Here is a 12,308-nt window from a genome sequence, read left to right as displayed (position 1 = left end):
AGTACGTAGACCCGTTTACGGGTAGCAAGTAACACACTTTTGCAAGTGGCAGACCGTACCAGCGCCTTGAGGCGCCGCCAGAAAAACAGGGCTTTGCCCGCATATGAAGAACCCCCGGCTTTGCCGGGGGGTAACTATTCTAATATAATTAAGTTATGAAATAACTCTTTTTGCACCGTAATAATAAGTCTTATAGTATCCGCTGGTCATACCAGTTATTCGCACAGAGCCTCGCGGATTATTGGAATGAATGAATTTGCCGCCGCCGACATATATGCCGACGTGCTGTATACTGCTTTTTCCGGGAGCGGAAAAGAAAACAAGGTCGCCAGGCTGAAGCTCGCTTTTATCGATTTTTTTAAGTGAAGATGAGGCGTATTGGCTCTTTGCGCCTGTCGGCAGCGAGACGCCGAACTGTTTATACACATAATAGACAAGACCAGAACAGTCAAAACCCTTGGGGGTTGTCCCGCCATATATGTATTTTACGCCTAGATATTTTTTCGCATAATCGACAACCTGTTCCCCTCTGCTTTTAGATGGGGCGTCGGATGCTTTAATATAGCTGGTCGAAACATAACCAGTTTTTCCGCTTGCGCTAACTTTGTCCCAACTGTCGTCCTGACTGATGATTTCTACAGTATCTCCCTTATAAAGGTGAGATAAAACTTCTCCGTTTAGCGACGGCAGCGCTCTGAGCCGGACACCATTACCGGTTATGGTGCCAGATTTCAGGGAAGCGGCGCCCGTTGGCAGTACAGCTAAAGATATAAAAATAAAAAGGGCGATTATAAGATAAAAAACGTGTTGTCTTCGCATCAAAACCTCCTATGTTTGCCTTTTGGCAAATTAATTGGTTAGATTGTACAACTAACGCTTTCTATTATAATCGCCGGTTGTTTGTGATGTCAACGCAAACCAGAATATTACCAGAATTTCACTCTGAAAGCCTATTCAGCCAGAGCTCTTGTAAGCCAAATAGAAGCGACATCGAGTGCGTTATAAAGTCCGTCTTTTTCGGCTTTTTTTATAACCCGATCTTTAGCCGGAATGTCGGTTGAGGTGCGCTGAAGTTCTACGTGCACCTTGCCGGCGGTTGTTTTTCCGTCAACATCCTTGGTGTCTAAAACCTGCATCATGATGACGTAGTCGTCTGAAATACTGCCGTAATAGATAATATCACCACAGCGAACAAGCGGTTTTCCTCTGTATAGTAAAAAATCATCTGCTTTTTTCTTCACCTATTTCGCCCCCACCAAATACTTTAGTAAATATTAGTATACCACGATGAACAATATATGTAAAGAAAAATAGCATATTTTTGCGGACAAATAGAAAAAATGTCCACGAGTCGAATACTATCGGATTTTGCGGATACCATGTATCACCGGAGACAGTTTTTTGTAAATAAGCAGGGTAACGACACTTATGACAAGACCTTTAAAGATATTGAATGGGACAACTGCATACAAAATGTATGTGTTCACGTCAACAATAAGGGAATTGACCGACGCACATGCTTCTAATATCTTATCGATAGGCATCAGTTTTGAATAGAAAGGGATCATTATATATTTGTTTGAGAGCGAGCCCATTACAGTCATTACGGCGATTCCAAGCGAACATCCAAGAAAAGCACCCATTCGCGAATGGCGAAGTTTATAGACATATCCTGCTGTGAGAGACATCGAGCCGATGACGAGAAAGTCTGCAAGCTGTCCTACTCCTCCGGTCTGGGACATAGGAAGGTGAAGAAGGTTCTTCAGCAGTGCGATGATGACCCCAGCCCAGGGGCCGAGTGCAAAGGAGCCAATCAAAACAGGCAGGGCGCTGATGTCGATCTTGAGGAAGGACGGGATAAGCGGCAGTGAAGTCTCAAGAAAGGCAAGCACAAAGCTTATTGCTGTAAGCAGCGCCATTACTGTGAGCTTTCTCGTTGTGATAGAGTTTTTGTTCATTTTGTTCCTTCTTTCTGATAAGAACGGGGGGAAAAATAAGAAGGCCCTGTTTTGCAAGCAAAACAGGGCGCGTTTTTAAGTAAAAGCGTATACTTCTCTCATCCGGACTGTACCGTCGGCTTTGGAATCTCACCAAATCAGCTATGGCTCACGGGCTTAGAGCAAATGCTCATCACCGTCGGTAGGGAATCGCACCCTGCCCCGAAGATACTTATCTAATTTTAATAATATTATAAAGTCATTTAAGGATTTTTGCAAGACTTTATTTTTGGAGATATGAGCGGACAAGCGTTTGAAGCAGCTCATCCCTGTCAATTTTACGGATAAGGCTTCTCGCGTTGTTGTGGTTTGTAATATAGGTGGGATCTTCAGATAGAATATATCCGACAATCTGATTTATCGGATTATACCCTTTTTCGCGCAATGAATCATAAACCTGCTGCATAATGTCTTTGATTTCACGTTCTTTTTCTTCTTTGATTGAAAAGGTAATTGTGTTGTTATCGTTCATGATATTACCTCCATTCCACCTGTACCTTAGCTTAATTGTATATCAGTTAAGCTAATTTTTCAAGGGAAATTTAACAAATCAGGAGCGCAAAATGCATCCTAACTCCTTTTCAAGGCGGGTTATTATTTTTTTCATGACATTTTCTGTTTCTGCATCAGTCAAAGTTCTGTCTTCTGCCCTCAGAACAACGGAGTATGCGACGCTCTTTTTGCCGGCTTCAATCTGCTTGCCTTTATAAACGTCGAACAGGCTGCAGCTTTCCAGTATCTTTTTTGCTGTTTCGCATATAATTTTTTCAATGCTCGCAACGGGAAGTTCCTCGTCACACAAAACGGCAATATCACGGGTGACGGCAGGGAATTTAGGAAGCGGTTTATAAGTCTTATCACCGGGATTGAGCGAAAGTATTGTATTAAAATCTATTTCAGCAGCATAAACGGGCACTTCGATCTCGTAATTGTCTGCAACAGTCGGGTGTATCTGACCGATAACGCCGAGAACAGCGTCTCCTTTTGTCAAGACCGCGCAGCGGCCTGGATGATAGCAGGGATTAGTTTTGAGCGGAGCTGTCTCTACACCTTCAATACCTATAGTACGCAAAGCCTCGATGATTATGCCTTTAATAACGTAGAAGTCGCCGGAACCATACATTCCGGCTGTCAGCACCTTTTTCTCTTCCGGAAGTGTGTCGGCGTTTTCGCCGGGCAAAAATATTTTAGCAAGTTCAAAAAGCGCTGCTTTGGGATTGCGGCGGTTATAGTTCAGTGACAGAGCCTCAAGAAGTGACGGAAGTGCGGTGGTACGCATTACACTTGTATCCTCGCCGAGCGGATTTGTTATAACAACAGACTTTCTTAAGTTTGAATTTGCGGGAATTGCAAGCTTGTCGTATTCTTTAGGACTTATGAAGGAGTAACTGCACATTTCAAACAGACCTAAAGATGCCACAGTGTCAATAAGCTTTCTCTCAAGCTTCTGCACGGGGGTATATCTGCCCTCAATGCTTTCACCCTTGAAGACGGTGGAGGCGATGGAGTTATAGCCGTAAATCCTTGCGACCTCTTCCGCAACATCCGCCATGGCCTGAACATCTCCCCGGAATGTGGGAACAGTGATATTATTTTCTGGCGTTACTTCAAAATACAGACTGCGCAGAATTTTTTCCTGATCCTCGCGGCTGATGGCAGCGCCTAAAAAGCTGTTTATTTTGTCCGGCTCGAAGGGCAGGACACGGGGGCGGGAATCTGTATGGTTTATATCTATTATTCCGTCAACGACCTCGCCACAGCCGAGCTGTTCGACAAGTTCGCAAGCACGGTTTATTGCAAGTAAAGAAATATTGGGATCAAGCCCCTTTTCGAAACGGCCGGAAGCCTCGGTTCTAAGTCCGACTTTTTTAGCCCCGCGGCGAACGGTCGCGGCGTCAAAGTTTGCACTTTCAAATATGATCATGCCGGTAGTTTCTTTTATTTCACTGTTCTCTCCACCCATGACGCCGGCGATGCCGATAGATTTCTCATCATCGGCAATCATCAGAACACTGCTGTCGAGCTTGCGTGTCTGACCGTCAAGTGTGACGATGTTTTCACCGTCTTTAGCGCGGCGCACGATTATATGTTTCCCGCCTATATAATCACGGTCAAACGCATGCATTGGCTGACCGTACTCAAGCATTACATAGTTCGTTATATCTACGATATTGTTTATCGGGCGGACGCCGCTGTGCCTTAAACGCTCGCGCATCCAGCGTGGGGAAGGACCTATCTTGATATTTTTGACCGCACGTGCACAGTATCTTGGGCAAAGATCGGGTGCCTCAACTGTAACTTTAACGTAGTCATCTACGTTGCCGCCATTGCCTTTTACGACCGGCTCTTTGATATCCGCCTTAAGGCCGAAGGTTGCCGCTGTTTCACGGGCAAGACCTATTACAGAAAGACAGTCGGGACGGTTTGAGGTTATCTCAAATTCTGTTATGGTATCGTCAAGTCCTAAGGCAGATTTGATATCCTGCCCTATCTCACAGGGTTCCTCTATAATGAATATGCCGTCCTCAATTGCGTATGGAAAGTCAGAGACAGTCAGCCCGAGTTCGGACAGTGAGCAGAGCATTCCGTTTGATTCTACCCCGCGCAGTTTACCCTTTTTTATGACTGTTCCACTTGGCAGTTTTGCACCGTTAAGGCAGACGGGGATGATGTCACCGGCCTTGACGTTTTTAGCGCCAGTAACGATTTGGATCGGCTCGCCCTTGCCCACATCTACAGAGCAGATGACGAGTTTGTCTGCGTTGGGGTGTGGCGTGACGCTTAATAAGCGGCCGACAACAACGTTTTCAATACCTTCTCCGGCAGACTCATAGCCCTCGACCTTTGAACCCGACATTGTCATTCTGGCGGCATATTCTTTAGGTGTAACATCTATATCCACATAGCATTTAAGCCAATTTGCTGAAAGTTTCATTGTGAACCTCTTTTCTATTAAAGCTGTGCCAGAAAACGGACGTCGTTTTCATACAGCATACGAAGATCATCGATATTAAAGCGCTTCATTGTGATACGGTCAAGTCCGAGACCAAAAGCAAATCCGCTGTAGACCTTGGGGTCTATGCCACAGTTTTGAAGTACCTTCGGGTGAACCATTCCGGCGCCCAGTATCTCGATATAACCCTCGCCTTTACAGAGACGGCAGCCTTCGCCGTGGCAGGCAAAGCACATAACGTCCATTTCGGCGCTCGGTTCGGTGAAGGGGAAGTGATGGGGACGGAACCTGAATTGCGCTTCCGCGCCGTAAAGTCTTCTAGCGAATATTTGAAGTGTTCCTTTAAGATCGCCGAAGGTTATGCCCTTATCGACAACAAGCCCCTCTATCTGATGGAATACAGGGGAATGCGTGGCGTCGATTGCATCTGAACGATAAACCTTTCCGGGGGCTATGATGCGAATGGGGGGCTTTTGCTGCTCCATCACGCGTATCTGAACAGGCGACGTCTGGGTGCGCAGCACCACATTGTCCGAAATATAAAAGGTATCCTGAGTGTCGCGCGCCGGATGATCTTTCGGAATATTGAGCGCCTCAAAATTGTAATAATCGAGTTCGACTTCCGGCCCGTCCGCAATAGAAAAGCCCATGCCGATGAATATTTCCTCGATTTCACGCATGACCTTAGTAAGCGGATGGATCCTTCCGAGACTTCGCGCTGTGCCGGGCATAGTCACGTCGATAGACTCACTCGCAAGTCTTACGGCAAACGCCTTTTCCGAAAGGACTGCGGCACGCTCACCCATTTCCTTCTCAATCATTGATTTGATCTCATTTACAAGCTGACCCATTTTAGGTCTTTCCTCAGGTGAAAGACCACCCATCTGACGCAGAATAGCTGTAAGCTCGCCTTTTTTGCCAAGGTATTTGACACGAAGCGACTCAATATCCGCCTCGCTCTGCACTGTTTTTAGCTCGTTTAAAGCGAACTCTTTGATCTTTTTTAATTGCTCTTTCATACACACACCTCTAAATAAAAAAATCCCCGCCCGCAAAGGGACGGAGAATAAACCGTGGTACCACCCTAATTCCCGCAAGAAAGCGGGCACTTAAGAACCTTAACGCGGCAAACGGCGCAGGCTAATTTATTTTTCACCCGCGCGGCTCGGAAGCGAACTTCAATTTTGAATCAGATAAAGGCACTTTCAGCCGATGGTGCCCTCTCTCTAAAAAACGATAATCAAAATTTACTCTCTTCGTCATAACCGTTGATACATTATCCTAAAATAAATATACCATTAACGAAAAACGATTTCAAGGTCAATGTCATAATTTATATAATATTATTTGTCTATCGAAGATAAGTATGCTAAAATAGTAATAATCATTTTCATGGGGGAACGGAAAATAAATGGAATATAAAATGGACCTTTTCAACGAACACCTTATCAAGGTGAGAAAATCTTTTGGACAAAGCCTTTCACAGGCTCTGATAATAGTTACAGCAGTTTTTTCATCAGTCCTTTTTACAGTGCCTTATTTCGGAACAATCATTCCTCCGCTTTTCTGGTTCGGAGCTTATTACGTTATGCGATATTTCAGCGTTGAATATGAATACAGCTTTACTAACGGCGGCCTTGATATAGATAAGATATACGCCCAGAAGAAAAGGGTGCATGTTTTAAGCGTAAATGTCAAACAGTTTGAAATATTGGCTCCCGTAACTACGGAGACATTTGCAGCAAGAATGCAGGATAAAAATATAAAAAATAGGGTAGACGCTTCATCACATGCCAACACGGCCGGGACTTATTTTTCTGTTTTTAACTTGGAGGACAAGGGCAGGACAATATTGTTTTTTGAGCCGCCGGAAAAAATGATAAATGCTATTAAGTCATATATTCCGCGCCGGGTGGTTGACGAATAAATGTTAGAAAGGTCAGTGGACACATTGGGTTTTGACAAGGCAAAGCTTCGCACATGGGCGGAGGTTGACTTGGATGCTATCGTACACAATTTTCAGCTTGTAAGGGGGCTTGTCGGTTCTTCTAGAAAAATAATGTCTGTGATAAAGTCAGATGCTTACGGACATGGCGCAGCCGCTGTCGCCAAAAGGCTTATCAAAGAGGGAACAGACTATTTTGCAGTTGCAGACCTGGACGAGGCTCTGGAATTAAGGCAGAACGGTATAGATATACCCATATTGATACTCGGATACACAGATCCACGGTGTGCGTCCGTTCTTGCCAAAAATAAAATAGAACAGACCGTTTTTTGCAAACGGTATGCGAAAGAACTGTCGGACTCAGCGGCATTGCAGAATTGCAGTGTAACTGTACATATTAAAGCAGATACCGGAATGAACAGGATCGGGTTTGCCTGCCAGTGCGAAGAGATAATGGAAGACTGCGCAAATGAAATCGAAGAGGCGGTAAAATACCCGTGCCTTTCAGTCAAAGGGATCTTCACACATTTTGCAATCAGCGACGAACCGAAAAAGGAATTTACCAAACAGCAGTTTGAACGGTTTATTAAATTGATACATATATTGGAGATCAGAGGAGTCACATTCCCTTTGAGACATTGTGCAAACAGTGCGGCGATCATCAATTTTCCCGAAACATATCTCGATATGGTGCGCCCCGGCATTATGCTTTACGGACTTGCCCCGTCACCGGACAGCCCTTATGACAAGCTAAAACCGGCAATGACGATCAAATCAACTATTGCGTTTATTAAAACATTAAAATGCGGACAGACTGTAAGCTATGGCAGGACATATTGTGCTGAAAAAGATCTGAAAGTTGCCGCAATACCGATAGGTTATGCGGATGGATACCCCACCGCTATGTCCAGTAAAGGAAAAGTGATCGTTTCTGGCAGGCGAACTTCTGTTCTGGGGCGCGTTTGCATGGATCAGATGATAGTCGACATCTCTGATATTGACGCTTCACAGGGGCAGACTGTAACTGTTATGGGGACTGAGGGCGACGAAACGGTTTCCGCCGATGAAATCGCTTTGATCCGCGGCTGTATCAATTATGAGGTCGTCTGCGGTGTAGCACGCCGCATCCCAAGAGTATATTACGAAAATGGAAATCAGGTTTTTAGCGTTAATTATCTTTTAAAAGAATAAAAAAAAGGTCAAATTATATAAAAAAACGGTACCAATCAAAAGTTTGAAACCTTGCGTTTCTCACAAATAAGCTCATCTCTGTATAATATGTTACTGAAACACACGAATCTTAACACAAAAAATTTTTATTTGTGATTAAAATGGGCAGTGTCATGGCAAGAATAATAGTGGAAGATTTATCTTTCAATATTATTTGTCAACAGCGGAGAGTGAGCATTTGTGACTATAAAAAGAGGAGATATTTACTATGCCGATCTAAGCCCTGTTGTTGGTTCGGAGCAGGGCGGGGTGCGTCCGGTGCTGATTGTTCAGAACGATGTCGGCAATAAATACAGCCCAACTGTTATTGCCGCCGCTATTACAAGCCAGCTGAACAAATCACGCCTGCCGACACACATACCAATAAACTCAGGCAATGTCGGACTTCAGAAAGATTCCGTTGTATTGCTGGAACAAATCAGGACCATCGATAAAAAGAGGCTGAAAGAGAAGATGGGACATTTGGACGAAAATGTAATGAATAGGATCAATGAAGCTATATCCATAAGTTTCGGACTCGAAGGCCTCGATTAAATGAAACGGAGGAAGAAATGAAAAGGAAGAACAAAATACTTATTTCTGCAGTATTTTTGCTGATAATAGCCGGTATAGCTACGGCTTTTGCGGCAACTGCGGGCAGTCAAGACGATCCGCTTGTAACGAAGACTTATGTTGATAATATAAAAGCGGAATTAACTCAGATGATCAACTCTATATCTTCAAATACCACCGGTTCGACTGGAGGCACCGCTGAAAGCGGGTTCACAGCGGTTCAGCTTAATGCGGGGCAGACAGTAACAGCATCCAGCGGCGGAATCGAAGTACTTACAAGACGCGGAGATTTTGTCGCGGTAGATCCTGCGGGTGACGGGATAGTCAATCTGACATCCGGAACAGAGCACCATAACAACGAAATGCTTACGCTTCAGAACCTTTATATGATACCACGTGCTGACGGCAGGGGTGTCAAGGCTCAAAGCGACGGGGCTTGGGTGATGGTGCGTGGAAAATACACGGTAAAATAGAGCTTCATATATAATAAAACGGGATGCAGCAATTTGCTGCATCCCGTTTTTATATAATCACGCAGGCGACGCCGTTTGCCTTTAGGTGAACGGTTTTGCCAGAAATGCTCACATCACAAGGAGTCTTGTTTTCATTCCAGAGTGCAGCCATTCTTTCGGAATCAAATCTATATTCCGCCATATGCACTTTTTCGGGCAGAACGACATCAGTCTCCACTACGTATTTTCCACGATAGAAAAAGCGGCTGTATTTCCTGCGAAGATCGATCAGATATTTGATGTAATTTGCATATTCAGGCTCTCCGGCGATCCCCACAGCACGCCCACGGTAAATGGAAACATCAAACCGGTGTCCGTGTATGAAGGCAAAATTCAACTCATCTTCAAAATCGCTTCTGCAGTCGTGTATGAACCGATTGGTCATGATGGTTTCAGGGAAGGTGCGCCGATAAAGTTTCGGAAAATTAAGCTCGGCGCCCCCTTGGCCTTTCGGTCTGCGATAAAAATTGCCGAAATCACAGCCATGATTGTAGTCGACGTTGCAGGAGAAAATGTCTACTGTATTTTCCGAGCCGAGAGCTTTGTCTCCAGAGCATAGGCCGTGTAATGCTTTGAGGTTCTGAATGCGGAACCACGGATCCATATCCACTCTGCTTTTATGCTTGTGCTCGGGGTTGAAGCAGAGCCAGCATTTATGCCCTCCAATCTGATCGAAGAAAATTGAATCAGGGTTGAAGAACAGCTTTTTTTGCCCGTTTTCGAGCAGCTTATTTTGCCATTCGTCGGTTGCCTGACAAGCAAGCACAAAGGTTTTATAGCCGAAGGTTCTTAGAACGGTTCCGTTGTTTGCAAACTGATAGTGATCTTGGTATTCGTTTTCGTCTATATCGACCGAGCAGATTTTGTGACCGATCTCTTTGTAAAAATCTGTTGCCCGGTCTATCAAAATGCCATTCGTATAAAGAATTGTCCGTCCGCCCATCTCTTGAATATCTGCAATAGCTTTTTTTAGTGCCTCCTCGCCGCCAAGCGCCGGATCGGGTTCATAGATCGGGTAACCGTTATCAAAACGACCTTTCCACCAGCCGAATATCATCAACGTATCCAAACCAAACCGTGCGCCTTCCCGGTACAGGCGCGGCAGATCCGCATATTTCCAAAAAATCTCTCCGTACTGATGTTTTAAAATTACCCGCTGCCATCCAGTCATATTCTGAACCCATTCCGGCTTTGGCTGCGGGCGGCACCAAGAGCTGTGAGCCCAATTGCCATATATGTCAGAGCCGATCTTCCAATTCCCTTTTCTGAGAGCCACGACAGAATGCCCGCAGGAGATTGTTTCACCTGTTTTTGCGAAGGGGTAATGCGCAACTCCTGAAACAAGACGGGGTGATTTTCCTCTGGGGCTGATTCCGCTAAGAAGCGAGCAGATCCGCATCTGTTCGTCATGCCGTCCGATATAGAGAAAATGACCGCCGCTTTCTAAACCGAACCAAGCCATTGAAGCGGGACGTGGGTAGAGGAGAGGCGACCAGATTTCGTTATAGTCCGCCGCCATGTATTCGGTATGGCCGCTCTCAAGAGCCGACCAGGGATTTTTCATCCGCTCGCCGAGCCCCAAAGGACGGTACAGAACATCGTTTTCACGATCTTCATCACAGGCACATGTGAAATCAAAAAAAGGAAACTGGACTTCGTTGACGCGGACGTCCTCTTTATTCTCTACATCAGCCCAGAATTCAAGAAGACCCCCGTTTTTTGCTATATGCAGTGTAAGTTTAACAGCAAAGCACTGCCCGTCATTTGCGGTGACTTTGTCATAATGCACGATTGTTTCTTTTCCATTGGTTCTTACTGTTCCCGTCTGCCTCGAGGATTGTATCAGTATTTCCCTGTAGTACCCGTCATCCAGATGCAGACGCCAAAAGTCGGCGTTTTCGTTATTTCGGAGCGGAAGTCCCTGAGCGCCCCAAACAATCCGGTTAGCATCATCATTGATCTGAAAAGTGAGTATGTTTTTTTCTAACATGTTGCCCTCCTCTTTGTTTGCTATTTTGGATTCAGTATATCACGGAGCTAAACATAGACAAATGCACAGAAGGCTTATTTTGTAGTACAATATTAAACAACCGTATTGAAATATTATAATATTTAATATACAATATACACTATAAAAAAATGGAATAGTGGAAAGAATAAATGGAAAACTTGTTGTATAATATTAACCTGTCAGAACTTCCCCAGACCTTGATGCTGGGGAGGATACGCCAGCCTCTCGGTTGGAGGAACACGGGAAGGAATGCGCCGGCGAATATGTTGATTCTTGTTACAAACGGCAGTATTTCCTTTTGTGAATGCGGGGAAACTAAAAATTTGACACCAGGTGACTGCCTGCTTCTACCGGAGGGAAAGTTTTATACAGCCGCGTGTAGGGAGGAAGCATGCGAATATATTTTTATACATTTTTCTACTATCCGGCCGATACAAGCCATACCGCAGGAATCGGCTGCAAAATTCATGGGAGATCTGATCGCCCAGCAGACTGCATTTCGAGGGAAATATCCATATTCTCTTCCCCCGACGGCTTATGACGGCGTTTTCCTGCGTCCAAAAACTTCGTTGGGACAAAAAGAGGATGCGGCAATGCTGCTGATCGTCAAGTGTGAAGGATATCGCTTTGAAACAGGAATAAACCGCAAACTTAAGACGGATCTGTGTCTTGCAGAGCTTCTTCTGCTCTTAAGCGTACAGCAGGTGGAAGGTCTGTCGGCTCCCTCATCGATTCCACCCGCACTTTACAAACTGCTGACCTTAATTCAGATGAATTACAGCCGCGCGCTTTCCCTTCAGGAACTGAGTGATACATTTAACTTGTCGAAGCAATACATTATTAGGTTATTTAAACAGCATCTCGGGTGTACGGTAACGGAATACATCAACAGCATCAAGCTGTATCACTCTCTGGAACTACTGAAATATTCGACCCTGACAGTCGGCAAGGTTGCCGAGGCGCTTGGTTACAGCAGCACGTATTACTTTTGCAGGCTGTTTAAAAAAACCTACCACATGACTCCAACCGAATATATGAAATCGGAAATGGATTCGGGCCTGCCGGGTGGGGCATTACGAAAAAAATAACAGCTTGCCGGTTAATAGGC

At 45.0% G+C, this 12,308-nt stretch carries 12 protein-coding genes, 1 riboswitch and 1 other annotated feature; of the genes, 5 read left to right on the top strand and 7 right to left on the bottom strand.

The annotated features are described in order from the left end of the window. Positions 1–153: 153 nt before the first annotated feature. From Q8865_02005 to pheS, 6 genes are all read right to left on the bottom strand, one after another. Positions 154–819 carry an SH3 domain-containing C40 family peptidase gene (locus Q8865_02005; protein MDP4152203.1) on the bottom strand — a complete coding sequence of 222 codons (666 nt, stop codon included), beginning with the start codon at positions 817–819 and terminating at the stop codon, positions 154–156. A 131-nt stretch (positions 820–950) separates the two neighbouring features. Continuing rightward, positions 951–1,241, bottom strand: coding sequence for a hypothetical protein (locus tag Q8865_02000; protein ID MDP4152202.1), 291 nt, complete (start codon positions 1,239–1,241; stop codon positions 951–953). 117 nt (positions 1,242–1,358) lie between these two features. Further along, positions 1,359–1,958 carry an ECF transporter S component gene (locus tag Q8865_01995; GenBank protein ID MDP4152201.1) on the bottom strand — a complete coding sequence of 200 codons (600 nt, stop codon included), beginning with the start codon at positions 1,956–1,958 and terminating at the stop codon, positions 1,359–1,361. A gap of 85 nt (positions 1,959–2,043) precedes the next feature. Beyond that, positions 2,044–2,171: riboswitch (FMN riboswitch) on the bottom strand. 49 nt (positions 2,172–2,220) lie between these two features. Further along, complete coding sequence (locus Q8865_01990; GenBank protein ID MDP4152200.1) at positions 2,221–2,469, bottom strand: IreB family regulatory phosphoprotein; 249 nt, start codon at positions 2,467–2,469, stop codon at positions 2,221–2,223. A gap of 78 nt (positions 2,470–2,547) precedes the next feature. Next, a complete protein-coding gene (gene pheT / locus Q8865_01985) occupies positions 2,548–4,932 on the bottom strand; it encodes a phenylalanine--tRNA ligase subunit beta (GenBank protein ID MDP4152199.1) in 2,385 nt (794 codons plus the stop codon). Positions 4,933–4,949: 17 nt separating this feature from the next. Next, positions 4,950–5,969 (bottom strand): phenylalanine--tRNA ligase subunit alpha, encoded by a 1,020-nt coding sequence (gene pheS, locus Q8865_01980; protein ID MDP4152198.1) that lies wholly within the window; start codon positions 5,967–5,969, stop codon positions 4,950–4,952. Between the two features lie 33 nt (positions 5,970–6,002). Next, positions 6,003–6,222: a binding site (T-box leader), on the bottom strand. Between the two features lie 139 nt (positions 6,223–6,361). Here pheS and Q8865_01975 point away from each other — a divergent pair. From Q8865_01975 to Q8865_01960, 4 genes are all read left to right on the top strand, one after another. After that, the gene (locus Q8865_01975) at positions 6,362–6,877 is read left to right on the top strand and encodes a hypothetical protein (protein MDP4152197.1); all 516 of its coding nucleotides are present in this window, start codon (positions 6,362–6,364) and stop codon (positions 6,875–6,877) included. Next, a complete protein-coding gene (gene alr, locus Q8865_01970; GenBank protein ID MDP4152196.1) occupies positions 6,878–8,086 on the top strand; it encodes an alanine racemase in 1,209 nt (402 codons plus the stop codon). A gap of 219 nt (positions 8,087–8,305) precedes the next feature. Beyond that, on the top strand, positions 8,306–8,659 hold the full coding sequence (locus tag Q8865_01965) for a type II toxin-antitoxin system PemK/MazF family toxin (GenBank protein MDP4152195.1): 354 nt from the start codon (positions 8,306–8,308) through the stop codon (positions 8,657–8,659). 17 nt (positions 8,660–8,676) lie between these two features. Further along, positions 8,677–9,150, top strand: a complete 474-nt coding sequence (locus tag Q8865_01960) for a hypothetical protein (protein MDP4152194.1) — start codon at positions 8,677–8,679, stop codon at positions 9,148–9,150. Positions 9,151–9,199: 49 nt separating this feature from the next. On the opposite strand, the gene Q8865_01955 is transcribed toward Q8865_01960, so the two are convergent. Next, positions 9,200–11,179, bottom strand: a complete 1,980-nt coding sequence (locus Q8865_01955) for a DUF6259 domain-containing protein (protein MDP4152193.1) — start codon at positions 11,177–11,179, stop codon at positions 9,200–9,202. A 170-nt stretch (positions 11,180–11,349) separates the two neighbouring features. On the opposite strand from Q8865_01955, the gene Q8865_01950 reads away from it, so the two are divergent. Next, positions 11,350–12,288, top strand: a complete 939-nt coding sequence (locus tag Q8865_01950; protein MDP4152192.1) for an AraC family transcriptional regulator — start codon at positions 11,350–11,352, stop codon at positions 12,286–12,288. The last annotated feature ends 20 nt before the right edge of the window (positions 12,289–12,308 follow it).

Source organism: Bacillota bacterium, from assembly GCA_030705925.1.
Classification (GTDB): Bacteria; Bacillota; Clostridia; order Oscillospirales; family Feifaniaceae; genus JAUZPM01.
Note: the sequence above shows the minus strand (reverse complement) of the source record. Positions and strands in the feature narration are given on the sequence as shown.

Excerpts from the sequence above, each read along its gene's own strand:
- Q8865_01975 (MDP4152197.1), top strand. The coding sequence starts at position 6,362 with ATGGAATATAAAATGGACCTTTTCAACGAACACCTTATCAAGGTGAGA.
- pheS (MDP4152198.1), bottom strand. The coding sequence starts at position 5,969 with ATGAAAGAGCAATTAAAAAAGATCAAAGAGTTCGCTTTAAACGAGCTA.
- alr (MDP4152196.1), top strand. The coding sequence starts at position 6,878 with ATGTTAGAAAGGTCAGTGGACACATTGGGTTTTGACAAGGCAAAGCTT.
- pheT (MDP4152199.1), bottom strand. The coding sequence starts at position 4,932 with ATGAAACTTTCAGCAAATTGGCTTAAATGCTATGTGGATATAGATGTT.
- Q8865_01990 (MDP4152200.1), bottom strand. The coding sequence starts at position 2,469 with ATGAACGATAACAACACAATTACCTTTTCAATCAAAGAAGAAAAAGAA.
- Q8865_02005 (MDP4152203.1), bottom strand. The coding sequence starts at position 819 with ATGCGAAGACAACACGTTTTTTATCTTATAATCGCCCTTTTTATTTTT.
- Q8865_01995 (MDP4152201.1), bottom strand. The coding sequence starts at position 1,958 with ATGAACAAAAACTCTATCACAACGAGAAAGCTCACAGTAATGGCGCTG.
- Q8865_01950 (MDP4152192.1), top strand. The coding sequence starts at position 11,350 with ATGGAAAACTTGTTGTATAATATTAACCTGTCAGAACTTCCCCAGACC.
- Q8865_01955 (MDP4152193.1), bottom strand. The coding sequence starts at position 11,179 with ATGTTAGAAAAAAACATACTCACTTTTCAGATCAATGATGATGCTAAC.
- Q8865_01960 (MDP4152194.1), top strand. The coding sequence starts at position 8,677 with ATGAAAAGGAAGAACAAAATACTTATTTCTGCAGTATTTTTGCTGATA.